The following is a 26,084-nucleotide window of genomic DNA, read 5'->3' as shown; positions in this document are numbered from 1 at the left end:
AGAGTTGACAGAGGTTGTTAAACGAGGTAATATATAAAAGTTGTCGCGAGCGAGCGAAGAGTTGAAAGAAGCTAGTAGCGGTGAGGGATGACGGAACATTTGCTCTTTGGAAACTGAACAAGTCAAGCTCAGAAGTGAAGATGAAAATTCTGAAAATTCGAGAGAAGGAAAGAAGAAGTAGTTGAGAGCTTCAAACCCCTGTTGAGGAGATCAACAGCGAGAGAGACTCGGAAAACCGACAAGAGGGTCGTAAAACCACAAAGGATAACGAGAATTATTGAAAAGCCAGTAAGGTTTAAGATAATGAGTTAGAGAAATCAAATGAGAGTTTGATCCTGGCTCAGGACGAACGCTGGCGGCGTGCCTAATACATGCAAGTCGAGCGAGGGAAGCAGAGGAAACCTTCGGGTGGAATCAGTGGAACTAGCGGCGGATGGGTGAGTAACACGTAGGTAACCTACCGAATAGACGGGGATACCATTTGGAAACAAGTGCTAATACCGGATAGAGCAGATAATCGCATGATTAACTGAGGAAAGGGCGGCTTAAAGCTGTCGCTAATCGATGGACCTGCGGCGTATTAGCTAGTTGGGGAGGTAAAGGCTCACCAAGGCGATGATACGTAGCCGACCTGAGAGGGTAAACGGCCACATTGGGACTGAGACACGGCCCAAACTCCTACGGGAGGCAGCAGTAGGGAATTTTCCACAATGGACGAAAGTCTGATGGAGCAACGCCGCGTGAGTGAAGAAGGTTTTCGGATTGTAAAGCTCTGTTGTTAAAGAAGAAGGGTGAGTAAAGTAACTGGTATTCACTTGACGGTATTTAACGAGGAAGTCACGGCTAACTACGTGCCAGCAGCCGCGGTAATACGTAGGTGGCGAGCGTTGTCCGGAATTATTGGGCGTAAAGGGAGCGCAGGCGGTTTAATAAGTCTGATGTGAAAGGTCATAGCTCAACTATGGACGTGCATCAGAAACTGTTAGACTTGAGTACTAGAGAGGTCAGTGGAACTCCATGTGTAGCGGTGAAATGCGTAGATATATGGAAGAACATCAGTGGCGAAGGCGGCTGACTGGCTAGTAACTGACGCTGAGGCTCGAAAGCGTGGGGAGCGAACAGGATTAGATACCCTGGTAGTCCACGCCGTAAACGATGAATACTAAGTGTTGGAGGGTTTCCGCCCTTCAGTGCTGCAGCAAACGCAATAAGTATTCCGCCTGAGTAGTACGACCGCAAGGTTGAAACTCAAAGGAATTGACGGGGGCCCGCACAAGCGGTGGAGCATGTGGTTTAATTCGAAGCAACGCGAAGAACCTTACCAGGTCTTGACATCTCCTGAGGTACTAAGAGATTAGTATGTTCCCTTCGGGGACAGGAAGACAGGTGGTGCATGGTTGTCGTCAGCTCGTGTCGTGAGATGTTGGGTTAAGTCCCGCAACGAGCGCAACCCTTATTTTTAGTTGCCAGCAGTAAGATGGGCACTCTAAAGAGACTGCCGCAGATAATGCGGAGGAAGGTGGGGATGACGTCAAATCATCATGCCCCTTATGACCTGGGCTACACACGTGCTACAATGGATGGTACAACGAGTTGCGAACTCGCGAGAGTAAGCTAATCTCTGAAAGCCATTCTCAGTTCGGACTGTAGGCTGCAACTCGCCTACACGAAGTCGGAATCGCTAGTAATCGCGGATCAGCATGCCGCGGTGAATACGTTCCCGGGCCTTGTACACACCGCCCGTCACACCATGAGAGTTTGAGACACCCGAAGCCGGTGAGGCAACCTTTTCGGAGGAGCCAGCTGTCGAAGGTGGAGCAGATGATTAGGGTGAAGTCGTAACAAGGTAGCCGTAGGAGAACCTGCGGCTGGATCACCTCCTTTCTAAGGAAAAAGGAAAGCTTGACTTGTTTAGTTTTGAGAGAGCGAAGTGTTGGGGGATTAGCTCAGTTGGGAGAGCGCCTGCTTTGCACGCAGGAGGTCAGCGGTTCGAACCCGCTATCCTCCATTGACCGGGAGTAGAAGAAGTACGAGAGTATGGAAGCTAAAGAAGGTCAGTGAGACTTGGAGATTGAAAACTGAATATCTACTAAAAGTTGATAGTTGAGAGACTATTAGCTGATAAAGAAGCCACATTGCGCGTTAAGAAGAAGTCCGAGAGGATGGAAACGAGACGAAAAAGAGTCAAAGGTTAAGAAGAAAAGGCGCACGGTGGATGCCTAAGCACCAGGAGCCGATGAAGGACGGAACGAACACCGAAATTCCGCGGGGAGCTGTAAGTAAGCTATAATCCGCGGGTATCCGAATGGGGAAACCCAGATATCTGGAAAGGTATCTACTTAATACTGTAAAGGTATTAAGGGGGAACGTGGGGAACTGAAACATCTAAGTACCCACAGGAAGAGAAAGAAAGATCGATTTTCTTAGTAGCGGCGAGCGAAAAGGAAAGAGCCCAAACCAGCAGTTTACTGTTGGGGTTGTAGGACTGCCATTAAGGTTGGAATAACTAGTTGAAGTTGCGTGGGAAAGCACACGATAGAGGGTAAGAGTCCCGTAAACGAAAGTTAAGAAGAGTGAGGCAGGATCCTGAGTAAGGCGGGGCACGTGAAACCCCGTTTGAAGCAGGGAGGACCATCTCCCAAGGCTAAATACTACCTGGTGACTGATAGAGAAACAGTACCGTGAGGGAAAGGTGAAAAGAACCCCGGAAGGGGAGTGAAATAGATACTGAAACCGTGTGCTGACAAGTAGTCAGAGGCCGTTAAAGGCTGATGGCGTGCTTTTTGTAGAATGAGCCGGCGAGTTATGTTTACGTGCAAGGTTAAGTTGAGAAGACGGAGCCGAAGCGAAAGCGAGTCTGAAAAGGGCGCGAGTACGTAGATATAGACCCGAAACCAAGTGACCTACCCATGACCAGGTTGAAGGTAAGGTAAAACTTACTGGAGGACCGAACCCACGTATGTTGAAAAATGCGGGGATGAGTTGTGGGTAGCGGTGAAATTCCAATCGAACTTGGAGATAGCTGGTTCTCTCCGAAATAGCTTTAGGGCTAGCCTGGAGGAAAGTATAGTGGAGGTAGAGCTCTGTTTGGACTAGGGGCCAGTCAATGGTTACTGAATCCAGATAAACTGCGAATACTGCTATAAAACACCTCTGGAGTCAGACAGTGAGTGATAAGATCCATTGTCGAAAGGGAAACAGCCCAGATCACCAGTTAAGGTCCCAAAATACATGCTAAGTGGAAAAGGAAGTGGGGTTGTAGAGACAACTAGGATGTTGGCTTAGAAGCAGCCATCATTAAAAGAGTGCGTAATAGCTCACTAGTCGAGTGACCCTGCGCCGAAAATGTACCGGGGCTAAGCATGATACCGAAACTGTGGATGTGCATGAAGAATGTACGTGGTAGGAGAGCGTCCTATATGCGGAGAAGCTGTATCGTGAGGAGCAGTGGAGCGTATAGGAGTGAGAATGCCGGCATAAGTAGCGAGAAATAGGTGAGAATCCTATTCACCGAAAGACTAAGGTTTCCTGGGGAAGGTTCGTCCGCCCAGGGTTAGTCGGGACCTAAGGAGAAGCCGAGAGGCGTATCTAATGGACAGCAGGTTGATATTCCTGCACTATATATGACTGATTGAGCGAAGGAGTGACGCAGGAGGATAAGTACGCATGCTGATGGAAATGCATGTCTAAGTATCGAGTCAGGAAAAGAGAGAAAAGCTTTTTTCTGATAATGGTGAGATACGAATGGGAGCGAAATAAAGTAGCGAAGGTACAGATTTCACACTGCCGAGAAAAGCTTCTAGTGAGGGAGTATATACCCGTACCGCAAACCGACACAGGTAGTTGAGGAGAGTATCCTAAGGTGAGCGAGAGAACTCTTGTTAAGGAACTCGGCAAAATGACCCCGTAACTTCGGGAGAAGGGGTGCTGATTAAGAGATTGATCAGCCGCAGTGAAAAGGCCCAAACAACTGTTTATCAAAAACACAGGTCTCTGCTAAATCGTAAGATGAAGTATAGGGGCTGACGCCTGCCCAGTGCTGGAAGGTTAAGGGGAGCTGTTAGGAGTAATCCGAAGCAGTGAACTGAAGCCCCAGTGAACGGCGGCCGTAACTATAACGGTCCTAAGGTAGCGAAATTCCTTGTCGGGTAAGTTCCGACCCGCACGAAAGGCGTAATGATTTGGGCACTGTCTCAACAAGAGACTCGGTGAATTTATAATACCCGTGAAGATGCGGGTTACCCGCGACAGGACGGAAAGACCCCATGGAGCTTTACTGCAGCTTGATATTGAACATTTGTGTAATTTGTACAGGATAGGTAGGAGTCAATGAAACTTGGACGTCAGTTTGAGTAGAGACGCTGGTGGGATACTACCCTGATTAGATGAGTGTTCTAACCTACTACGAGAGATAGAGGGACAGTGTCTGGCAGGCAGTTTGACTGGGGCGGTCGCCTCCTAAAGAGTAACGGAGGCGCCCAAAGGTTCCCTCAGAATGGTTGGAAATCATTCGCAGAGTGCAAAGGCAAAAGGGAGCTTGACTGTGAGACCTACAAGTCGAACAGGGAGGAAACTCGGGCTTAGTGATCCGGTGGTACCGCATGGAAGGGCCATCGCTCAACGGACAAAAGCTACCCTGGGGATAACAGGCTTATCTCCCCCAAGAGTTCACATCGACGGGGAGGTTTGGCACCTCGATGTCGGCTCATCGCATCCTGGGGCTGGAGTTGGTCCCAAGGGTTGGGCTGTTCGCCCATTAAAGCGGTACGCGAGCTGGGTTCAGAACGTCGTGAGACAGTTCGGTCCCTATCCGTCGCGGGCGTAGGAAATTTGAGAGGATTTGTCCTTAGTACGAGAGGACCGGGATGAACATACCGCTGGTGAACCAGTTGTCTTGCCAAAGGCATAGCTGGGTAGCTAAGTATGGAATAGATAATCGCTGAAAGCATCTAAGTGAGAAACTAACCTCAAGATGAGATTTCCCATACCGTAAGGTAGTAAGACTCCTCTAAGAAGAAGAGGTAGATAGGCTGGGAGTGGAAGTACGGCGACGTATGAAGCGGACCAGTACTAATAAGTCGAGGTCTTAACCGGGACGAGAGTAATGTGGTGAAGTAGATATTTAGTTTTGAGTGTCGAAGGACACGAGTGTGGTGGCGAAAGCAAGAAGGAAACACCTGTTCCCATTCCGAACACAGAAGTAAAGCTTCTTAACGCCGAGAGTAGTTGGTGCGTAAGTGCCTGCGAGGGTAGGAAGCTGCCACACAATTGGAGGTTTAGCTCAGTTGGGAGAGCGTCTGCCTTACAAGCAGAGGGTCACAGGTTCAAGCCCTGTAATCTCCACTTGAGTCGTTAGCTCAGTCGGTAGAGCATCTGACTTTTAATCAGAGGGTCGACGGTTCGAACCCGTCACGACTCATACCAGATGAGTTTTTCTGGATACCAGTCTATTGGGTGCTTCTACTAATGTGCGGAAGTAGTTCAGTGGTAGAACATCACCTTGCCATGGTGGGGGTCGCGGGTTCGAATCCCGTCTTCCGCTTTACTAGTGATTAACTGGTAAAGTTTTTAATATTGTGTTGCACCCATAGCGCAACTGGATAGAGTGTCTGACTACGAATCAGAAGGTTGTAGGTTCGACTCCTACTGGGTGCATGCTCGGGAAATAGCTCAGTTTGGTAGAGCACCTGGTTTGGGACCAGGGGGTCGCAGGTTCAAATCCTGTTTTCCCGATTGGAATCGTTGATTTCAACACGATATCGCGGTGTAGCTCAGCTGGCTAGAGCGTCCGGTTCATACCCGGGAGGTCGAGGGTTCGATCCCCCCCGCCGCGATTGCTTGGACCTTTAGCTCAGCTGGTTAGAGCAGGCGGCTCATAACCGTCAGGTCGTAGGTTCGAGCCCTACAAGGTCCATCAGCTGAGCTAAAAAAAGTAGTTGAAAAATTTGTTCGTTTAGTGTTTAATAGTAATATCGCGGGGTGGAGCAGTGGTAGCTCGTCGGGCTCATAACCCGAAGGTCGTAGGTTCAAATCCTGCCCCCGCAATTGGTCGCATGGTCTAGCTGGTTAGGACGCCTGCCTGTCACGCAGGAGATCTCGGGTTCGAACCCCGATGTGACCGTATAGGCTCGGTAGCTCAGTCGGTAGAGCAATGGATTGAAGCTCCATGTGTCGGCGGTTCGATTCCGTCCCGCGCCACTTTTTTATTTTTATGCGGGTGTAGTTTAGTGGTAAAATCACAGCCTTCCAAGCTGTTGTCGCGAGTCCGATTCTCGTCACCCGCTCTTTGGGCCTATAGCTCAGCTGGTTAGAGCGCACGCCTGATAAGCGTGAGGTCGATGGTTCAAGTCCATTTAGGCCCATTTTTTGTATCATGGAGAAATACTCAAGTGGCTGAAGAGGTGCCCTTGCTAAGGGTATAGACCGGGAAACTGGTGCGAGGGTTCGAATCCCTCTTTCTCCGTAACTCCAAGGCATGACGAGATTCTGTTTTTCAGGACTCGCGGATTTGATTAAAGGATAATCTTTATTGGTTATCTTTTTTTGTGGCTCTATAATATTGAGTGTTGATCAGTAATGATCGGCGCTCTTTTTTTACCTATACCAATTTTAGATTTTTGGCAAAACAAAAAAGAAGACCGCTCCGTATGTTAGAATTACACTAACAAGAATTGTTCGAGCAGATGTCTTAAATCGAACTTTCTTGTAAACCTGTGGTGATCCAAAGTAATTATATTAGTGGTTTAACTTTAATATAGATACTTGTTTAATGCTTTTTTTAAGTGTATTCCCCACGTGAGCGGGGGTGATCCTAATCAATCATATTTGCTTTATCTAGCTTCTTTGTATTCCCCGCGTGAGCGGGGGTGATCCTACAGATCTCCATCTTTTCCAAGAGAGTCATCCGTATTCCCCGCGTGAGCGGGGGTGATCCCGATATATTTTTAAAAAATTCAGATCTGACCTTGTATTCCCCGCGTGAGCGGGGGTGATCCTACTATAAAATTACCAGTTTGAGCGCCGTCATTGTATTCCCCGCGTGAGCGGGGGTCACGTTTCGTTAAATAAACTCTGCCCCGACACGCCCATAGAAAGATCAATTTGTTAATTATGTTGAAATTTATTCAAAAAATTGTCACTAAAGGTACAGCAATCAGCAATGTTGCAGAATTTTAGCGTATTAATTGGTAATTATACCGATTATAAAGAAGCTTTCGCGATAGATTGGAGCGCTATTATAAAATTAATTACCAAAGAAAAATCGATCGTCTTATTGACGGAACTTGTAAACCAATCAAACATTTTTCGCTAAATCAACTTTTTGTTGGATTCAGCAATCGTTATCGATGTCACGTATTCGTCAAGGTATTTGCTCCTCACCAAAGAGCTAAGATGAATGCTGAGCTGCAGGTGAACAAGCAATTGAATAATCGTGTCCTTGATATATTTAACGATGAACAGCCGATTTTAATTATGAAGGACTTAGCGCCTGCTGATCTAATCCCCCCAATTACTCGTGAGTTAGCGACCAAAATGGGGGAAATGCTAAGAAAGTTTCATCACGCTGTCCAGCCCTTTACTCAAATTACGAGTTTTCGGGCTAATTTTACTCGTTCAGGATTCGAAGAGCTAAGTGGGAGATTTATTCAAAAACAAGCTATTATAGATGCTGATTTGAGCCATCAAGTCGTTCTTCATGGTGATGTAGGTTTGAGAAATTATAAACTAGTTGCAGGGAAAATTACTTTAATTGACTTTGAGCGTGCTCAATTAGGGATCGCCCAGCGTGATTTTGTTAAACTTTTCTATCAAGATTTTGCTGGCCAAACAGAACTTATTGAAGCTTTCTTAAAAGGGTACGGTGAGTTTAATTCGATTGATCCAGAGACGTGGCTTTTTTTGGTTTTCGATACCGCGCTTGGGATTAAAGATTACGTCACAAAAGTTGATGATCCTGAATTTGCAGCTATAGCAGAGCAAATGTTGGAAGATGTAACGCAACAAAAAAGAGGCTGTGACATAAGTTACAAAAATCGGTCATCCACGCGATTATAATCTAAGTTTAAAGAAAAACGCTGATGAAAAAACGAGATCAGGAACAATTTCGATTTCATCAGCGTTATTTTATTTTTGAGAGACAGTTATGTCACAGCCTCCATTTCTTTAGCTAATAATTTTTCAGCTGTTGTCAGGCGTTCTTCAATTTTTTGGCGTTCGTTTCCGTTTGGCTCGTAGTCAGTTAAATAGTCTTTTTGCTTGCGCAAATTTATCGCAATTCTTTGATAAAGTTTAAAAGTATTCGGATCAATTGAAAGCAGAATTTTGGCTGCTTTTTTTAATTCTCCTTCGTTCTCTAGGACTCTAGCATGCATGATTAATTGCAGATTCTTACGATTTTGGATTTCTCGCTGGTGATAAGCTGCCTCATCATCATATCCGACTGAGCGCAAATAAAATCAGCATCACGTTGCTTTTTGAAAATTTGCCCATTCTTTTTTAATCAAATTCACATTATGAGCCTGATGAACTCAATGATCGCAGAATATTTTTGGATCAATTCACGTCTTTGGTCGGTAATTTTATTTGTTTGATCCAAATATCCCTTTTTTTGAGTCTATTAAGCGGTTTTTTAGATATTCAGGCACAGATTTTTTTTGATGTGCGGATTAATCATCCAACAAAGAGCAATAATATCTCCGTGCAGCAAATCCGTTTTGCTAAGGCAGTATAATCATTACCTTAGAGACAATAGGGATTCACATAGGGAAATACATTATAAGTTGAATAAATTTTATCGAGTTTTTGGGACTTGGTGATTTAGCTGGATTCCTTACTGGCTTGGATTTTTTAAAAATGAAAACGCCGTGATTTTCTTATTTTTAATTACCGTTATATTATTCATAATAATGCGAAATGATGTAGATGTAACCATTTTTTGGGGATTTAATCGGCACAGGACCAAATATCAATAAAAAATGAAGTAAACTTTGAAGTGTTTTTTCAATTTCTGGTAGTAAAATAAATCAGTTGGATAGACCTTTTTTATTGAATAGAAGAATAGAATAATGAAAAATAGAAAAATATTAGTAGTTTCTTCAACTATAATTTTTAGTATTTTATTAGTATTTGCCCTGCTACATGGATTTACCAGCTATGCGGGCAATCAGCCTGAAAGCTCTCATGGAGAACAAATTTCGCCGTCAGGCCTTTTAAAGACAGGTCAGGAGCAATTCACTTTTGATAATTTTGATAATATAAATTTTACTTGTCGGGTCGTAAAATATAATGGAACTGACCCAGAGGTAACAATTCCGGATACGGTAACTCAGGGGGGTAATACCTATAAAGTAACGACTACCGGAGATGTTTTTAGTGCAAATCCCACAATTCAAACGATTACTACTGGTCAGTATATGATCTCAGTTGGAGTTGGAACAGATGGTTATTTTGCTGCCAATTGTCCCAATTTGAAAACAGTGAACCTAAATGAGGGATTGACTACGATACGGGACTATTCACTTCAGAATAATCCTAAACTGGAAAATATTAACTTTCCCAGCACTTTAACATATATTGGAACCTATGCGTTCTCTAATGATCCAGCTTTAACTACTCTTAATTTTCCAGCTAATTTACAAGGTATCGGAAAAGGTGCATTTCAAAGCTGTACAGGTCTTACGACGATAAATTTTCCCAGTAACTCTAAACTAAACATGATCGAGTATGCTACGTTTGCCTATTGTTATCAGCTGCAGGGGACGCTCGAAATTCCGGCTAGTGTTACGCAGATTGGAAGAGAAGCTTTTTATTCGGCTTTTCAAAGAGCAAATAGCCAGCTAGTATTTGCCCCAGGCTCAGCGTTGACATACATTGGCGAATCAGCATTTGCCTATGCAAGTTACTTGGGAGGAAATTTACTCATTCCAAAAAATGTGACTGAAATTTCTACCAGTGCCTTTGGGGGAGCATTTCAAAATGGTGGACCTACAACCTTAACTTTTGAAGCAAATTCAACTCTTCAAACTATTGGCGATCAGGCCTTTTGGAGTGCAAATCGCTTAGCTGGCATTGTGAATATTCCTCCAAGCGTCACAAGTATTGGTACCAGTGCTTTTAGTTCATGTTTTCAAGATAGTCCAAGTCAAATCATCTTTGCCCCAGGTTCAGCGTTAACAACTATTGGCAGCTCAGCATTTGCTTATTGTAATCGTTTAGAAGGAGATCTTCTTATTCCGAAAAATGTGACTTCAATTGGGGATAACGCCTTTTCATTGGCATTTCAAAGTGCGGGAGATGCGACTTTGACCTTTGAGGCACCTTCTCAGATCAAAACGATTGGAATGAGCGCTTTTAGCGAAGCTAAAAAGTTGAAGGGAGATTTAATTCTGCCGGAAGGCTTACTAACTATTGGACAGCAAGCATTTATGTCGACGAGTTTTACGAGTGTAAAGTTTCCAACGACTTTAGCAGAAATTCCTGTAAATGGTTTTTCTTATACATACAAGATGCAAACTGTCGAAATTCCCGGTTCAGTGAAGAAAATTGGTGCCAACGCTTTCTATAGTTCGACGTTAAAAAATCTTACGCTCAATCCTGGTTTAGAAGTAATTGGACCGTTGGCGTTTGCTTTTACTCGTTTTCCAGAGGTGATAATTCCTTCAACAGTGACTGAAATCGGACATCAAGCTTTTTGGGCAGGGAAGCTCGAAAAAGTTGTGATTCCAAGCGCAGCTAAATTAGGTGATCTGAACTATCTTTATGATGCATTTTCTTGGAATAGTATTTGGAGCATTGAAATGGATCCAGTAAATGCGCCGATTGGCATTGGAAATCAAACTTTTAACGGTCAGAGTATTTATAAGCATTTTGTTTATCAATCCGATATCCCGGTCGATGATTTGTTTAATGTTCACGTTGATGGGACTGATCAAGCTAAACGCCTGCGTTTTTCTAATTTGACGAATGGTGTAACTTATTCAAACGGGAGTTTTCATATTCCAGCCTCGGTAAGTCGGTTTACTTTCAACTTTGATGGGTATATCACTTCCGCTGGTCAAGAGGACAAGCCATATAACGGGATTTACACGGTCGATTTCGGCAATAGTCGGATTCGGGTGCGGGACTTAATTGTGATTCAGGGCTCTACTTGGCAGCCGATTGATAACTTCATTAGTGCCGTTGATGCCGCTGGTAACGATCTTCCTTTTTCAGCGCTAACGGTAAATCCAACAAGTGTTAACACCAACGTAATTGGGACCTATCCGGTGACTTACAGTCATTTAAACGATAGCGCAGTAGCAAATGTGATTGTCACCAAAAGTACGACGCCAACATCGACTGTCAAGGTGAATTATTATCTGCTTGATCAAAACGGAAATCGAACTACCACGCCGGTTCCAGGGGCGCCCAACACTTCGAATATTAACGGTTTTGTCGGGTTAAACTGGAATTTTGTCGCTGATCATCAGATTCATGACGTTAGTGGCGATTATGAGCTAGTCGGATCAAGCGACCCGGCTGGGAACTATACAGTTGGACTTGATGCCCAAAACGGGACTTTTGAAGAGGACACGGGAGTTAACCCGCAAATTAATTTTTATTACGCTCTAAAAACGGCGCTCTTCTTTAACGGGATGCCTGATTTAGATTTTGGTAAAATGCACAATAATGGTTCTACGAACGCTTTAGCTAATGGTCCTAAATCATTGAAATTTCACGTCGGAAGCGCGGCAGCGCACTCGCAAATAAGTGCGCAAATGTCTAAGTTTAAGCCAGTGGGTCATGGGGGGCCGGATGTAGTTGGAACGATGACTATTAACGCCAGCGGTAATATGGTCGTTCCGGACGGATACATTGAGACGCCAGTTAAACCACTATTTAGCAGTACTCAGTTGCAATTTTCCTCAACCGATGGCGCGGCGACAGTTTTGTTTGATAATTTAACCAGCGCTAATCAAGGAAATTGGGCGGTTAATTTAGCGAGCAGCAATACAAAACTGACAATTCCTCGTCTCGGAAGTGCTGGAAAATATCAAGCGAAGATGACTTGGACGATTGTGAACGATCAGCCTTAATTTAGAAAATCGTTGACAAGAAGATTTTTTTGATATACACTCTTTTGAAATATTATAGAAATAAAATTAAAAACGTCGAAAAAGCAAGTAGTAAGTTTGAAAGTGGACAGCGAATCTGGTTTAGTGAGAGCAGATGCACGATGAAATTTATGAAAATCACTTTGGAGTTGTAGGCTGAATTTAGTAAGCTTAACCGGGATGCATCCGTTATCTTAGCAGCAAATAACTTCTTTTGTTGTTTGTGGTTAAGGCTCATATTTGAGCAAAAAAAGGTGGTACCGTGCTTTGACTAATAGCGCCCTTTCTTTAGGTTAATAAATCTAAGAAGGGGCGCTTTTTGTTTTTTAATTTTACTTCTATTTGAAAAAATGGAGGTTGTTTACAATGGATCAAGGGAGTCGAATTTTAACTTTAGATAATGGGTTTCATCTTTATACGAGAACGGTTGGTGAGGGACCAATTAAGCTGTTATGTGTTCATGGAGGTCCTGGGAGCACACACGAAGAATTTGAGAATTTTGGCGATCGGCTTGCTCAGTATGGAGTTGAAGTTGCAATGTACGATCAATTGGGATCTTTCTATTCAGATCAGCCAGATTTTCAAAAAAGTGAGAATAAAAAATATCTAACTATTGATTATTTTCTATCCGAGTTGGAGGAAGTGAGAACCAAGTTAAATTGGGATAATTTCTTCTTGTTGGGGCATTCGTGGGGCGGATTGTTAGCGCAAGAGTACGCTTTAAAGTATGGATTCCATCTTAAAGGTCTGGTAATTATGAGCATGATTGACAACATTCCAGAATACATTGAACATATTAATTTCCTGCGTGAACAGACTTTTTCAGAAGCAGAAGTTGAATATATGCAAGATGTAGAGAGACACGATCGTTTTGATGATCCAATGTACAACCATCTGGTGGAGAAATTATACAAAATCTATGTGATGAGGCATCCGGAAAATGCGCCGCGGCATTTGGTATCGACGAATGCAAAACCTGTTTACAATTATTTTCAGGGGGATAATGAATTTGTGATGGTTGGGACTTTGAAAAGCTGGGATCGTCGCAAGGATACGAAAAAGATCACAACTCCGACGCTTTTAACCTTTGGGGATCACGATACAATGCCGCTTAAAGTTGCAAGAAGAATGCATCAAGAGATTGAGAACTCGCGGTTAGTTTTAACGCCGGATGGTGGGCATTGCCATAGCGTTGATAATCCAAAGGCATTCTTTCAGACCTTAGGTGAGTTTTTAGACAATGTATACTACGGAGAAAAATTATGAACAAAAAATTATTGGTCACTTTGACAGTTTTCACATCATTAATGTTTACTAGCTGTTCGTCAAACAGTAAAGAAAGCAGTCAACCAACGAAAGATTCAATCACTTTAATGCAAAATGGGGAATTGCAATCTTTAGACGTTTCGGAACATGCCGATTTGATAACATGGAATATGTTAGAAAATACGATGGAAGGGCTCTATAAATCTGGTAAGAATCATCAGCCTGAACCAGCGATTGCGACTAAAGTGGTGCAGCCGACCGATAACGCGACAGTCTACACTTTTCCTTTAAGAAAAGATGCTTTATGGAGTAACGGAGATCCAGTCACGGCGCAAGATTTTGTTGCAGCTTGGCGTCGTTCAGTATCCCCAACAGCAAAATCTGGTTATAACTACATTTTTTCGGGCATCGAAAACGCCGATGCAATTACAACCGGTCAGAAAAAAGTTGAAGAGTTGGGAGTTAAGGCGCTTGACTCTCATACGCTGCAAGTAAAATTGGAACATCCAATGCCATATTTTAATAAAATGATGGTTATGCCCGCCTTTTTCCCAGAAAGTCAGGCGGCTTTGAAGAAATTTGGCAGCAAGTACGGTACTAGTTCAGATAATTTGTACTACAACGGAGCTTTTAAGTTAACAGGCTGGTCAGGTAGTAATGAGAGTTGGACCTTGAAGCAAAATCCGCATTATTACGACCAAAAATCGATTAAGCTCAAAAGTATCAAATATCTCGTGGTAAAAGATTCAACTACCGCACATGAACTTTTTGAACAAAATAAATTGGACGAGGCAACAGTTACGGGTGTCACGGCGAAGGAACTGCAAAAAGATCCGAAATTAGTTCGGCAAAATCGCGCTGGAAATTATTATTTGAGAGTCAATCTAGCCGATGGGCATCCTTTGAGTAACAAAAAAATGCGCCAAGCTCTAAGTCTAGTTATAGATCGTAAATCCTTGACCAAGAATGTTTTAGCTGATGGATCGGTTCCCGCGTATACCTATGTTGCCAAAGATTTGACCGATGATCCAACAACCGAAAAAGATTTTGCGAGCGCACACACGCCTAAGAAAACTTATGACGTCAAGGCTGCTCAGAAATTATGGGAAGAAGGTCGCAAAGAGGCGGGATTGAACCAAAAAGTAAAATTAACTGCAGTTGGTGATGATCAGACGGTTACGAAAAATATTTTGGAATTCATTCAATCATCAGTTCAGAAGAATTTAACAGATGTTGAAGTGACAATGCGAAATATCCCAGCCAAAAGCGCATCAGAAGAAGTTCATAGTGGAAAATTTGATTTAAGTAAAACCCTTTGGTTAGCAGATTTTGCCGATCCGATTAGTTTTATGACAATTTTAACTAAGGATAATCCGCAGAATTATGGTAAATATAACGATTCTTATTACGATGAATTATACAAAAAAGCTTCCACGTCCGATTTAAATAATCAGGCAAAATATTGGAAACTTTTGAACGACTTGGAAGAACGCTTAAACGAAACAATGCCGGTAATCCCGCTGTATCAAATGGTAGAGAGCCACTTAGTGAATCCAAATCTTAAAGGCGTCTTGCGTCATCCGGTGGGGGAAAACGACTATACGAGAGCGTATCTTAAATAGTTGCATAAAAATGATTAATTTTCAAAAAAGCTTGCATTTTCATTTAAAAACTAGTATTTTTATTAATACCATTTCGATTTAAGTAGGGAGAAATTAATGAAAAAAATTGTATCTGCGGGAATAGCCGTTTTAGCTGTTCTTAGTTTGAGCGGTTGTAGTAGTAGTAAAGAAAAAAGCAGCGAAGAAAAAAAGGAGATCGCAATCGCGACTCCGGCAGAATTAAGTACGGCTGATGTTTCTTTGGCGATGGACAATCAATCAGCTGAAGTTGCTGAACAAGTGAATGAAGGGTTATATGACTTTACCGCAACTGGTCAATTGAAGCCTGCGTTAGCTGATGGAATGCCGAAAGTGTCGAATAATGGCATGACTTACACCATTAATTTGAAACACGATGGAAAATGGAGTAATGGTAAGCCAGTTACAGCAGATGATTTTGTTTATGGCTGGCAAAGAACGGTTGATCCAAAAACTAAGTCAGAGCAAGCTTACTTCTTAGATGGCGTCAAAAACTATAAAGAAGTCAACGAAGGCAAGATGGATCCCAAAGAGTTTGGGATCAAAGCACTTGGAAAATATAAATTGGAAATCCAATTAGATCATGCAATTCCTTATTTTCCTTCAATCATGGCGATGAGCGCTTCATTTCCACTGAATAAGGAATTTGTTGAATCGCAGGGCAAGAAGTATGGGACTACGGCTAAGACCACGCTCTACAACGGAGCTTACGTGCTAAAAGGCTGGGACGGCACCAACGATAAGTGGACCTATGAGAAGAATCCGCACTATCGCGATCTCAAAAATGTTCATCTTGATAAAATTAAGGTCACGGTTGTGAAGAGCCAGCAAACCGGCGTCTATCAATACGAATCTAAAGATCTAGACCTGTTTCCAATTTCTGGTACAGAAGTCAAGAATCAGGAAAATAACAAGGATTTGGTTGTTCGTAAAGTTCCTGGAACTTATTATCTGTCTTACAACACGCAAAAGACGCTGTTCTCAAATGAGAAAATTAGACAAGCTATTTCGATGTCGATCAACTTCAAACAATTAACAGACAAAGTTCTTCAGGATAAATCAGTGCCAGCAACTGGTTTTGTGCCAACAGGATTTAAAAATCCGAGCACTAAAACTGATTTTGCAAAAGATGCAGGTTCGCTTAATAAATATGATCCTGCTAAAGCTAAAGAGTTATGGACTAAGGGTTTATCCGAGCTAGGGATGCAGTCAGCAGAATTTAGCATTCTTTGCAGTAACGATGATAAGACTAAGCGGGTGGTTGAATTTTTACAATCGCAAATGGAATCGCATTTATCTAATCTGAAAATTTCTGTTAAAACAGTTCCTTTTAACAGTCGTTTATCAGCAATGAGATCGGGTGATTTTGATACAGTGCTTGGTGGCTGGACCCCAACTTATGCTGATCCGACCGACTTTTTGAACCTTTTGAAATCAGATAACAGCAATAATAGCGGCAAATGGAAAGACAGTCACTATGATCAATTAATCGAAACGGCAAATATTAAGTATGCTGATGATCCAGCCAAACGGTGGGAGACGATGCAGGAAGCTAATAAATACGTTTCTGAAAAATCTCCACTTACTCCTTTATACTATCTTTCAAATGTTTATTTGATCAATCCGCATCTTAAAGGCGTCGTGATGGGACCGATGGGCTTCCCTTATTATAAGAACGCTTACTGGAAATAGGAGGATTAAATGAAAATATATATTTCGACTGATATTGAAGGCTTGGCGGGCATTGTTGATTGGAACATGGAAAGTCAAGATACCGCTGATTTTAGAAAATTATATAACGAGCAAGTGGGCTGGGTTTTAAAAGGCATCAAAGAGTCCAAGAACAATGCGGCAGTGTATGAAATTGTAATTTCTGACTCGCATGCCAGAGGGAATAATTTAAATTACAATTATCTTTCAGAAATTGACGATCGAGTGTCTTTGATCAATGGTTATCCGCGCGAGGATTATATGATGAGTTGTTTCGACTCATCGTTCGACCAAGTATTTTTCGTCGGTTACCATTCTGGAATTGGTAAACAAGGCGGCAATATGGATCATGGCTATAGTGCGCGCTCTGCTTACAAGCTTTGGATTAACGGCCAGTATCAAAATGAAACGACCATTAATGCCGCTTACGCCGCAGAAGTAGGCGTGCCAGTCACTTTAATAGTCGGTGATTCTTCTTTGAGAGAACAGTTGGTAGATGATAAGATGTTTTCGACGGCGAAATTTGTTGAAACCAAGAAATCTTTGGCCCGTTATGCTGCTCTTAGTTATCCGAAGAAGAAAATTTATTCTGACACGATCAATGCAGTTAAAGAAGTGCTGGATAATCCAGCACCGTATTCGAAGCTGCAGGAAGTTAAGCCGCCATATACTTTAAAAATTCAGGTCTACAACACTGCGCAAGCTGATGCAATTTCGCAGTTACAAGAAGTTAAACGCCTAGATGGACGAACAATTGAAGTAGAATGTAAGTCGATGAAGAAATTAATGAATGAAATTATCGCCATAGTTACCATTGGTGGCGTTCAAGCATAGATAAAAGCTGATGAAATGTCAGCTTTTTTTGAGAGTAGAAAAGGAGTATTTAATGCAAGAAGCTAGTGAAATTGAACTAATTAAAAGTTTTTCGAATTTAAATGGGGTACCTGGATTTGAACAGGAAGTAGCCAAATTTTTCCAATCGAAGGTTAGCAAATTTGGGGAAACTCGCATTGACGGCATGTTCAACTCATATGTAAATCGCAAAGAAAACACCGGAAATAATCCGGTGGTTCAACTCGACGCACACGCTGATTCAGTCGGCTTCATTACGCAAGCGGTTCGACCAAATGGATTATTGAAATTTGTGCCGCTTGGCGGCTGGGTGCCGACTAATATTCCAGCTATGAAAGTTAGAGTGAAAAATCAAGCTGGTGAGTATGTCAAAGGAGTGGTTGCCACCAAACCACCGCATTTTATGACGCCAGAAGAACGAAATGCAGTGCCGCAAATTGCTGATCTTTCAATTGATGTGGGATCTCGCAGTCGGGAAGAGACCATTAACGATTTCAAAATTGATACTGGCTGTCCGATCGTAGTGGATGTGGATTGTGAATATTTTGAACAAAAGCGCATTTTTTTGGGCAAAGATTTCGATAACCGCTTGGGAGCTTCGGCATTGGTTGCGTTACTTGATCAGCTAGCGGGGCAAGATTTAAATGTCGATATTTCTGCTGCGCTATCAACGCAAGAAGAAGTTGGCTGCCGTGGGGCGGAAGTCACGGTGCGCAACATTAATCCAGATTTGGCAATCGTCTTTGAAGGCTGTCCTTGCGATGATACTTTTAGCCCCGAATGGCTGATTCAAGCCGGTTTGAAAAAAGGTCCGATGTTGAGAGATTTAGATACATCATTTATCGCCAATCCAGCATTTGAAGAATTTGCGGTGAAGGTCGCTAAAGAAAATCAGATTCCTTACACGCGTTCCGTGCGGACTGGCGGAGGAGTTAACGGCGCAGCGCTCCATTATTACCGGGGAGCTCCGACAATTGTGATTGGGATTCCCGTTCGTTACGAGCACACGGCTTACAATTGGGCTTCATTAGATGATTTTCAAAATTCGGTTCGCTTAGCCGCTTCGATTATTCAGGCGCTTGATGCCGATGTTATCAAAAGTTTTAGCGAAGTTTAAACTTAAATAGTAGTCATTTGCGTATTACATTTCTTTATTCACTATATGAAGGGGAAAAATTTAGATTTCAGGCTCGAAGCAGAGGGAAACTTATCTGTGGCAGAAGTATTGAAAAGAAGAAAAACAGTTTAATGTTTTTTTGGGTGATCCGAAAGCTGATAACAGTCTTTAAAGAATATGCTCAGATAAGACGAAGAGTATATGCAAAAGTGAGAGGTTTTAGCTGCATTTTTTATTTGGCGCTTGAAGTAGTATTCAAATTATTCTATAATTTAGATATAAAAAGAGCTAGTGCACTAACACCAGCTCAGTGTAAGCCGCTTTAAAGGCGGTGGCAAAGTTATAAAATGGGTTAAGTCATCCTATAAACTGTCCAAAGTTTATGTATAGGACGGCTTTTTATTTACTTTTGTGCTCAAGAATGGCTACAATGAGTAGACCAAACGAAAACAGAAAAGATAAAACTTGGAACGTGTCCAAGATGCTGATCCTTTCTACAAGATTTCGGTTCATAAAACCACCACCTTTCGATATTCACAGCCACCCGCCCGTAAAACTCTTACTCATTTAGTATACCAAAAACAGTTGCATTTTAATTATCTTTGAAAATCGGAGTTCGAAATCGATTTCGATAGTTGAACTGTCAAATTTAATGCAGATTGTTAAACAAGAAGATAATATTAACCTAGAGACATAAAAATAAGCCTCCAGCTTGATTATCGGGAGGCTTAAGTCTTATTTAAGATGAGACCTTTGAACTAAGTATACGATGAGAATAATGGCAAAAATTACGAGAAATAAAATTGACCAAATTCCTAACGATAGGAGTTTGTTGGCACTATCATTAATTGCTCCGCTGCCATCAACTTTTCTGAACCAAATGAACAATGCGCCAGCAATAAACAGAATTAGGGAAACAATACTACTAGTTTTGATCGCCTTCATGATTAACCTCCTCATTGAATAGTTGTGTTTAACTTTTAAAGGAAATCCGTTGATTTAATTATATGTTGATTTTACGGAAATTGAAAGAGTTTCACCCCCGCATTCGGGGGGAATACAGCACTGCCAGCAGATCAGAACCGCTTAAAATGGGATCACCCCCGCTCAAACGGGGAATACAATAAAAATATTTCATTAGACCGCTATCTCCACCTCAGCCAGAACCCTAATATAATTACTTTACAGTTTACAGGGAGTCTAATTCGTTAACGTTTGCTCAAGTAATTTTTGTCGACTTGATTGTAACCTAGAAAGGGGAGCGTTAGTTTACCTAAAAATTGGAAGTCAACACTCAATATTATGAGACAACTACGAATTTTTATACCACAAAAATACTGTTGGGCAGAACGATAACCGATAAACTAATTATAAATCAACGGTGAAAATCACTTGGCGATTTTCTTTAAGGGCATTTTCATAAAAAGGAAGAATATCCTTACTCCACCCCAAAATATGGTTTAACCCATTCTCATCTTTATACGGAAATTCAGGATCATCTATCTTCCAGAAATATTTTTTAATAATTTCCCTTAAGTTATTCTCTTGAAGATACGAAACGATTTTCTTTACATCGTCATTATTCTTCAAAGTAATAACATTATCTTCGGTGTCTAGCAAAAATTCTCCGCCAAAGATAATGTTTGTTGGAACATCATTGTCTTCATTCCATTCTCCATGACCTAAGCAGTATTGAATGCCTTCCCAAGATTTTTCCAGCTCACAGCCACGAGGCGTTCCAAATAAATCTTCTTCTATCACTTCCAGTACATAATCATATCTTTCGTCTGAAGGCAAAGAACGGAGCTTTTCCAATTCGTTATCATCCAAAGCATAAAGCACACCTAATCTTGACATAAATTTTTCCTTTGTAAATGTTGAGTTGATTGTAACATAGAGGAACTTTTCCGTCCTCCTAAAAAAATAGACGCTTGTTAGCGTCCATGTCTTTGTTAACCTGCTCTCATATACTCCAGCGTATCTGTTAATGCTTGACTGAAATTAATATGCTGTTCTTCCGCCCATTTTGCCAACGATTGAGGAATAGTTACATTCTTTCTAACCGTTGTATCTTTTGCGTATTTACGAACAATTTTTAAATCGATTCCAACATAATTGACAATCAAACCGGGGTTATCCTTCATAACCTCTTCAATCGGCGTTGGTGTGGGGTAAGGATCATAATCCGGAAGCGCAACAGCTAAAGCATAAGGAGCGTTTTTAAAAGCTTCTTCTAATGTTTTTCCTTGGGATACGGTATCCGGAACGTCTGGGAAGGTTACTGTATAGCCTTGTCCGTTGTTGTTTGTGTCATCAAAAATAGCAGGGTAAATTAGATAATCTTTTTTATTCATGTTTTTAGTTAAGGAGTGCCAAAAACCAAGGTTTATTTAACCCCAGCTTGTTTTAAGATTGATTTGTATGTATCTTGTAAGATCGTATCTTTTTTGGATGTAAAGGGTACGGTTACTTTGTGTCCTTTATCGTCTGTGAAACGGTGATGATCGCCGTTAGTTCGGCTTTTTAATTCTTTGAAGCCGTTACTTTTTAGCATTTTCAAAACATCACCGGCCTTTATTTCGGTCACTCCTTTTACCTCCTGAGTCATATAATACACTTATGCGCGTATTTAATCAATGATTTTAGTTGCATTTAATAAAGTTAATGGACAATTTAGAGCAAAAAAGACGCTTGTTAGCGCCCGATGAAAAAGCTTTATACTTTTAAAAGATCCTTTAATGCGTTAGTCAAGATTTTGCTAAAGTTTATGCCTTCAGACATACCATATTCATTTAGATACGATGGAATAGTTACAGTTTTCTTTACAAGTTTGGATTGATCGCGAGCCCTTACTAGATTAGTATCAATATTGACTACAGTTAAGATATCGCCATCATCTACTTTAATTTTTGCTGGATCACTTGCTGGATTAATTTTTTGATGGTTGTCTTCTTTATAGGTTAAATAACCCTCTAATACGTCTTTAGCCATGTGTAAAGCATCTTTTAGATCATCTCCACAAGTTGCCGCTTCGGGTGTAAAATCTGGAAACTCAACAGAGTATAGACCGCTATCTTCTCTATGTAAAACTGCACAATATAAGTATTTCATTGAAAGGAATTCCTTTCTTCGTTCTAAAATCATCTTTGGTGTAGGTGGATAAATTAGATACTAATTTCAACTTGAGAGAAATACGTAGTGATTGAAATTGGGTTGCCTTTTTATCTTAAAAAATGTTTCTATATATTCAATCTAAAGTATTCTAATGAAAAAAAACCTGATTTAACAGGATTCTTTGAACGTAGATTAACTAAATTTTACTATCTAAAGGAGGATGTGGGATTGTTTATTTGCCTATATAATTGAGATTCTAAGGGTTTTGACGCCCATTTGACGCCATAAAGCTGTTGAAAATAGTAACTAATTTTTAGAGTTGCCCCATTGCCATGATTGTTTTTTGTTCTTGTTCTATTTCTTGCTCTTTTAGTAAGTGGGTATAGACTCTCATTGTTACAGCTACATTAGAATGACCTAGCCGTTTAGAAATGTAATTAATGTCTATGCCTTTGGATATTAAGTAGCTTACATGCGTATGCCTTAAACCATGATAAGTTATTACAGGGTAGATGTTGAGCTTCTTTTCAATATTTCTTAAATCCTTGTTAATAGCTGAATCGGTAATAAGTTTTAGATCCTTATCAAGGAACACCATTTCGTTAATTGAAACTGGTCGTTCTATTCCTTCAAAGTAATTTGATTGTTCTTTTTTTAATTGTTTTAGTAAGGTAACAAGTTCACTATCAATTGCAATAATTCTAATGCTGGAAGGCGTTTTAGTTTCTTTGAATTGGTTTGTATATGAATAATCCCAGCTCTTATTAATACTAATGGTCTTTTCTTTAAAATTTATATCTTTCCACGTTAACGCCAACACTTCAGAGTATCTAGCGCCGGTCATTGCCCCAGCAGCAATAATGTAATTGAAGATCTTATCAAGAGAAGCGTTTTTAAAAACGTATTCTTTTAATTTCTTGTAATCGCTAGCTTCTAAATACTTAAATTTTTCGTTTTTTCCCTTATTGCCTGTAAGTATAACTCCATCGGTGAAATCAAATAGTATAATCCGGTCGGCTATTGCCGATTTTGCCATATCTCTTACATAGCTGTTTAATTTAGATACGGTTTCTCTTGCGTGGTTAGAACCAAAGTCATTTATAAACTTTTGCCAATCAGAACGGGTTAATTTTGTCAATTTTTGGTTAACCCCAAAGTATCCCTGTAATTGTTTCCGGATTGTTTTATATCTTGATTCAGTTACGGGTGCATGTTTTCCCATTTTAAAAGTATCTAACCAATGATTATAGTAATCGATCAGAGTTATATCTTCCGTAACGGTGAAGCCGTCTTTTATTTGCTTCTCTAGTATTGCTGAAGCTTCTAACGCTTCTTTTTTTAGGACAAAACCGCCCTTTATTTTACGTTTGGGGTTTCCGTCCTTGTCTTTGTATTTAACGGTGTACTCCCATAAATTACCCCGTTTTCTGATTGATGCCATGTCTTAAACACTTCCTTTCTGGTATAATGAAAGGGTGGTAAGGGTAACCACCTTTTGAAAAAGTCTTGAACGCTTGCAAAACATTCGGTTTATTTACGTTCTAACGGGTAAACCTGTAAGAGTCCTCTTGTAGGACTCTTTTTTGCGCTTTTTTAGAGGTTAACAAAGTATGCTACCACCTTTCCAACTACCTTTATTTTATCCGCATCTTTCCAGCTATAGCTAAACTCTCGAAAAGAAGGATTTTTACTTTCTGGTATAAAATTAAACTCTTCCTTTTGAGTGTTGTTACAAAATCTTCTAACAACAAAACTCTTTCCATAAATCTTTTCACTTATGCTCTTGCTTTCTTTGGAATCGCTTTTTTCCTGTAAAATAACAATTTCATTGTTGCTCAAATTATTTACAGAATTAAATGATTTATAAGCAAGTGAACTATATTTAGGAAACACTTTATTCATAGAATCATCATCCAAAGCACCAATAAAAATATTAGGGTCTCCTGCGTATTTACCTAATAAAATATCTGGTATGGTAATTTTTTTTAATTCATAATCATAAGGTATTGTATCTATAAGATAATCTAGCGCTGGAAACCCAAAATCTAGATGTACATAGTTATGTGATTTTTGATTATACGTAGGAAAATCAACAATTATCGGGTGTCTAAGGTGCGTTTCATAATGTTCTTCTAGTAATTTTATTCCGCTATTCCTAGGCATTTTTTTCCCGTTAACCCAACTTGATACCGTGGAATAAGGAACCCCTATTTTTTCAGATAAACTAACAACAGAATCTCCATTTGTTTTCATAAGAGTTTGAAGCTGGTTTGAAAAATCGGCATATTTATTTAAATCCTTGTCTTGTTTTATTTTAAAGTCGTTATCTAAAAGCTCACCGGGAGTAACATTAAAAAAATCAGCAATAATTCTTATGTAGGACATCCTAGGTTCTGTTTGGTTGTTTTCCCATCTTGAAATCATACTGGTACTAATTTTAGTGTTATATTTTCGGTTAAGTTTTTCCGATAATTCAGCCATACTTAAATAGTATTGCAATCTAAGCCTTTTTAAATTTGATCCAAACATAAAAATCCTCCCAAAAAAGATTCTAACACAAATACCCCATAAATGGAGCAAAAGAGTTGACAAGAACAATTTAATAAACTACACTACTTTTATTCCTCTTAGAGGAGCAATAAAGAAAGGGGGCTAAATATGTATACTAGACAGAAATACAATGCTTTAAAAGGCTGGTTAGTAACTAATGGAATTTCTCAAAGAGAAGTAGCAGAACTCTTAGAAACAAAACCAGGCTATATAAATAAACGCCTTAATGGTGTAGCCAACGATTTCAGAGCAGGTGAAATAAAGTTAATGCACGATAAATTAGGTATACCTTTAGACGTATTTTTTTAATTTCATTACTCCTCTAAGAGGAGCGAAAAGGAAGAAGGTGAAATGAATTGAAAATTGAGACCTGGAACGGGTACAAAATCCGTTTTGTAGAGGTTAACGGTGAATGGTGTGCAATTGCTAAAGATGTTACAGAAGCACTGGATTATAGAGATCCAAATACGGCGTTAAGAAAAATGCCCGAAAAATATAAGGGGGCGTACAAAGTACGGGTCAGCTCGCAGAACCCAGTAATTCCGGGTTCTCGCAAATATCAGATTATGACGGTTATTACTGAAAAAGGGTTGTACCGTCTAATTATGAGAAGCAACAAACCAGAGGCGGAAGACTTTCAAGATTGGGTATTTGAAGTTATTAAGCAATTACGCAAATCATCCGGCTTAGAATCTTATGAACTATTCAGGTTAACAGATAAGAAGAACCAAAATGAGTTAATGGCAACCCTTAAGGAGTCTTTAAACGAGCCTACCAAAGTTGATTACATCAAAGCCAACGCCATAACCAACAAGGCAATCTCTAACATGTTTGGTCATGAAAAGATGATCAAAAAAGAAGATATGACGCCGGAAGAATTGGCAAAACGAGGAGAGATTCTAAAAGATGTAATAGATTTGATGATAACCAATGATAAATACGACCTAGGGTTATCAGTTAGCAAAACTATATATAACTCAACAGAAAAGCCAAAAAGCAAGGTAATTTATCGCCATTCTGTACAGGAAGGAGCAAGGGTTAATGAATGAAAGATTGGTACCAGACAACATGAAAGTTACGTTAAGAGAACTCAGAGAAAGAAATTTAATTACTAAAACTGAGTTGGCCAACTTATGGGGCGTCTCAAAGAACATTGTTACACGAGCTGAAAACAAAACTAGCCTTGATGTAGATATTCTTTATATGTATTCGCAAACCTTTGACGTCAGTATCAACGAGTTGTTTATTGGAACACCAGAAAAGATAGAAGAAAGGATCAATCAAAAAAAAGCCCCAATAATAGAAAGGGCTAAGCAAGTTGGAGAAGAATATAAAAAAGAGAAGCAGGCAAAAAGTTTAAAACATCAGAGGAGGTTAACAGGTGGTTCAATCAATTAAACTAGCAGAATTAGAAATCCCTATACCTAAAGGTTTTAGGATTATTACAGATGAAGAATTCAACGACCTAAATCAAAAAGCAGATTACGGGCGTTGGTGGAGCATGAAAGATGTTGAGGAACGCTATCACCGTAAACGTAATTGGATTTTAGGAGTCTTATATAATCCCAAATTCAAACCATTACTTGAACATAAAGCAGTTATGTATGGCGGTAAAGGTGGCAAGAGTGTTTACTTGTTCGAACCAACAAAATTCAGTAAATTCATGCGTGAATGGTTCCCTGAGATTGATAAGGAAATGAGCAACGGTTACCTTAATGTAAAAAAGGCGAACTAGGAGGCATA

At 40.5% G+C, this 26,084-nt stretch carries 19 protein-coding genes, 14 tRNA genes, 3 rRNA genes, 1 CRISPR repeat array and 1 other annotated feature; of the genes, 28 read left to right on the top strand and 8 right to left on the bottom strand.

The window, feature by feature from the left end; all coding sequences use genetic code 11:
• Positions 1-317: 317 nt before the first annotated feature.
• From R8495_RS10255 to R8495_RS10170, 18 genes are all read left to right on the top strand, one after another.
• A 16S ribosomal RNA gene (locus R8495_RS10255) occupies positions 318-1,884 on the top strand.
• Between the two features lie 51 nt (positions 1,885-1,935).
• Positions 1,936-2,008: transfer RNA gene (locus R8495_RS10250), tRNA-Ala, on the top strand.
• Positions 2,009-2,189: 181 nt separating this feature from the next.
• Positions 2,190-5,094, top strand: a 23S ribosomal RNA gene (locus tag R8495_RS10245).
• 55 nt (positions 5,095-5,149) lie between these two features.
• Positions 5,150-5,266 (top strand): 5S ribosomal RNA (gene rrf / locus R8495_RS10240).
• Together the 16S, 23S and 5S rRNA genes with 14 tRNA genes alongside form the textbook arrangement of a ribosomal RNA operon.
• A 4-nt stretch (positions 5,267-5,270) precedes the next feature.
• Positions 5,271-5,343 (top strand) — tRNA-Val (locus R8495_RS10235).
• 3 nt (positions 5,344-5,346) lie between these two features.
• A tRNA-Lys gene (locus R8495_RS10230) sits at positions 5,347-5,419 on the top strand.
• Positions 5,420-5,470: 51 nt separating this feature from the next.
• A tRNA-Gly gene (locus tag R8495_RS10225) sits at positions 5,471-5,542 on the top strand.
• Between the two features lie 39 nt (positions 5,543-5,581).
• A tRNA-Arg gene (locus tag R8495_RS10220) sits at positions 5,582-5,655 on the top strand.
• Positions 5,656-5,659: 4 nt separating this feature from the next.
• Positions 5,660-5,733: transfer RNA gene (locus R8495_RS10215), tRNA-Pro, on the top strand.
• A gap of 27 nt (positions 5,734-5,760) precedes the next feature.
• A tRNA-Met gene (locus tag R8495_RS10210) sits at positions 5,761-5,834 on the top strand.
• A 6-nt stretch (positions 5,835-5,840) separates the two neighbouring features.
• Positions 5,841-5,914 (top strand) — tRNA-Ile (locus tag R8495_RS10205).
• A gap of 59 nt (positions 5,915-5,973) precedes the next feature.
• A tRNA-Met gene (locus tag R8495_RS10200) sits at positions 5,974-6,045 on the top strand.
• Between the two features lie 2 nt (positions 6,046-6,047).
• Positions 6,048-6,121: transfer RNA gene (locus R8495_RS10195), tRNA-Asp, on the top strand.
• Positions 6,122-6,125: 4 nt separating this feature from the next.
• Positions 6,126-6,198 (top strand) — tRNA-Phe (locus R8495_RS10190).
• Between the two features lie 15 nt (positions 6,199-6,213).
• Positions 6,214-6,284 (top strand) — tRNA-Gly (locus R8495_RS10185).
• A 4-nt stretch (positions 6,285-6,288) separates the two neighbouring features.
• Positions 6,289-6,362 (top strand) — tRNA-Ile (locus R8495_RS10180).
• Positions 6,363-6,375: 13 nt separating this feature from the next.
• Positions 6,376-6,463, top strand: a tRNA-Ser gene (locus R8495_RS10175).
• A 321-nt stretch (positions 6,464-6,784) separates the two neighbouring features.
• A CRISPR array of direct repeats spans positions 6,785-7,056; the repeat unit is 28 nt; unit sequence GTATTCCCCGCGTGAGCGGGGGTGATCC.
• A 168-nt stretch (positions 7,057-7,224) separates the two neighbouring features.
• On the top strand, positions 7,225-8,055 hold the full coding sequence (locus R8495_RS10170) for an aminoglycoside phosphotransferase family protein (RefSeq protein ID WP_317635360.1): 831 nt from the start codon (positions 7,225-7,227) through the stop codon (positions 8,053-8,055).
• Positions 8,056-8,141: 86 nt separating this feature from the next.
• Here the strand turns inward: R8495_RS10170 and R8495_RS10165 are convergent, their stop codons facing one another.
• Positions 8,142-8,450: a hypothetical protein gene (locus R8495_RS10165; protein WP_317635359.1), complete on the bottom strand. Its 309-nt coding sequence runs from the start codon at positions 8,448-8,450 to the stop codon at positions 8,142-8,144.
• A 615-nt stretch (positions 8,451-9,065) separates the two neighbouring features.
• Between R8495_RS10165 and R8495_RS10160 the strand changes: the two genes are divergently transcribed.
• The 6 genes from R8495_RS10160 to R8495_RS10135 all read left to right on the top strand — a co-directional run bounded on the left by R8495_RS10160 (position 9,066) and on the right by R8495_RS10135 (position 18,677).
• Positions 9,066-12,074: a leucine-rich repeat protein gene (locus R8495_RS10160; RefSeq protein WP_317635358.1), complete on the top strand. Its 3,009-nt coding sequence runs from the start codon at positions 9,066-9,068 to the stop codon at positions 12,072-12,074.
• 66 nt (positions 12,075-12,140) lie between these two features.
• Positions 12,141-12,380 (top strand) — a binding site (T-box leader).
• A 78-nt stretch (positions 12,381-12,458) separates the two neighbouring features.
• Positions 12,459-13,358 (top strand): proline iminopeptidase-family hydrolase, encoded by a 900-nt coding sequence (locus tag R8495_RS10155; RefSeq protein ID WP_317635357.1) that lies wholly within the window; start codon positions 12,459-12,461, stop codon positions 13,356-13,358.
• On the top strand, positions 13,355-14,980 hold the full coding sequence (locus R8495_RS10150) for a peptide ABC transporter substrate-binding protein (RefSeq protein WP_317635356.1): 1,626 nt from the start codon (positions 13,355-13,357) through the stop codon (positions 14,978-14,980). Before R8495_RS10155 ends, R8495_RS10150 begins: the two co-directional genes overlap by 4 nt.
• A 96-nt stretch (positions 14,981-15,076) precedes the next feature.
• On the top strand, positions 15,077-16,690 hold the full coding sequence (locus R8495_RS10145) for a peptide ABC transporter substrate-binding protein (protein ID WP_317635355.1): 1,614 nt from the start codon (positions 15,077-15,079) through the stop codon (positions 16,688-16,690).
• Positions 16,691-16,699: 9 nt separating this feature from the next.
• Entirely contained in the window at positions 16,700-17,542 is an 843-nt protein-coding gene (locus R8495_RS10140) for a M55 family metallopeptidase (RefSeq protein ID WP_317635354.1), read from the top strand.
• Between the two features lie 52 nt (positions 17,543-17,594).
• Positions 17,595-18,677 (top strand): M42 family metallopeptidase, encoded by a 1,083-nt coding sequence (locus tag R8495_RS10135; protein WP_317635353.1) that lies wholly within the window; start codon positions 17,595-17,597, stop codon positions 18,675-18,677.
• 735 nt (positions 18,678-19,412) lie between these two features.
• Here R8495_RS10135 and R8495_RS10130 read toward each other — a convergent pair.
• The 7 genes from R8495_RS10130 to R8495_RS10100 all read right to left on the bottom strand — a co-directional run bounded on the left by R8495_RS10130 (position 19,413) and on the right by R8495_RS10100 (position 24,320).
• A complete protein-coding gene (locus tag R8495_RS10130) occupies positions 19,413-19,622 on the bottom strand; it encodes a DUF3923 family protein (protein ID WP_317635352.1) in 210 nt (69 codons plus the stop codon).
• Between the two features lie 423 nt (positions 19,623-20,045).
• Complete coding sequence (locus R8495_RS10125; protein WP_317635351.1) at positions 20,046-20,534, bottom strand: YfbM family protein; 489 nt, start codon at positions 20,532-20,534, stop codon at positions 20,046-20,048.
• Between the two features lie 95 nt (positions 20,535-20,629).
• On the bottom strand, positions 20,630-21,031 hold the full coding sequence (locus tag R8495_RS10120) for a type II toxin-antitoxin system HicB family antitoxin (protein WP_317635350.1): 402 nt from the start codon (positions 21,029-21,031) through the stop codon (positions 20,630-20,632).
• A gap of 32 nt (positions 21,032-21,063) precedes the next feature.
• The gene (locus R8495_RS10115) at positions 21,064-21,264 is read right to left on the bottom strand and encodes a type II toxin-antitoxin system HicA family toxin (protein WP_425613244.1); all 201 of its coding nucleotides are present in this window, start codon (positions 21,262-21,264) and stop codon (positions 21,064-21,066) included.
• Between the two features lie 128 nt (positions 21,265-21,392).
• Positions 21,393-21,788, bottom strand: a complete 396-nt coding sequence (locus R8495_RS10110; protein WP_317635348.1) for a type II toxin-antitoxin system HicB family antitoxin — start codon at positions 21,786-21,788, stop codon at positions 21,393-21,395.
• 316 nt (positions 21,789-22,104) lie between these two features.
• Positions 22,105-23,232 (bottom strand): site-specific integrase, encoded by a 1,128-nt coding sequence (locus R8495_RS10105; RefSeq protein ID WP_317635347.1) that lies wholly within the window; start codon positions 23,230-23,232, stop codon positions 22,105-22,107.
• Positions 23,233-23,384: 152 nt separating this feature from the next.
• Positions 23,385-24,320 (bottom strand): helix-turn-helix domain-containing protein, encoded by a 936-nt coding sequence (locus R8495_RS10100; protein ID WP_317635346.1) that lies wholly within the window; start codon positions 24,318-24,320, stop codon positions 23,385-23,387.
• 129 nt (positions 24,321-24,449) lie between these two features.
• On the opposite strand from R8495_RS10100, the gene R8495_RS10095 reads away from it, so the two are divergent.
• Genes R8495_RS10095 through R8495_RS10080 form a run of 4 tightly spaced genes read left to right on the top strand, consistent with a single transcriptional unit; the run spans position 24,450 to position 26,076 of the window.
• A complete protein-coding gene (locus R8495_RS10095; RefSeq protein WP_317635345.1) occupies positions 24,450-24,650 on the top strand; it encodes a helix-turn-helix domain-containing protein in 201 nt (66 codons plus the stop codon).
• A gap of 47 nt (positions 24,651-24,697) precedes the next feature.
• A complete protein-coding gene (locus R8495_RS10090; RefSeq protein ID WP_317635344.1) occupies positions 24,698-25,390 on the top strand; it encodes a BRO-N domain-containing protein in 693 nt (230 codons plus the stop codon).
• On the top strand, positions 25,383-25,739 hold the full coding sequence (locus tag R8495_RS10085) for a helix-turn-helix domain-containing protein (RefSeq protein WP_317635343.1): 357 nt from the start codon (positions 25,383-25,385) through the stop codon (positions 25,737-25,739). The genes R8495_RS10090 and R8495_RS10085 overlap by 8 nt, the downstream gene beginning before the upstream one ends.
• A complete protein-coding gene (locus R8495_RS10080) occupies positions 25,723-26,076 on the top strand; it encodes a DUF771 domain-containing protein (RefSeq protein WP_317635342.1) in 354 nt (117 codons plus the stop codon). The genes R8495_RS10085 and R8495_RS10080 overlap by 17 nt, the downstream gene beginning before the upstream one ends.
• Positions 26,077-26,084 lie beyond the last annotated feature (8 nt).

Origin of the sequence: Xylocopilactobacillus apicola (genome assembly GCF_033095985.1) — a bacterium.
Taxonomy (GTDB): Bacteria; Bacillota; Bacilli; order Lactobacillales; family Lactobacillaceae; genus Xylocopilactobacillus; species Xylocopilactobacillus apicola.
This window is presented reverse-complemented; position numbering and strand designations above follow the sequence as displayed.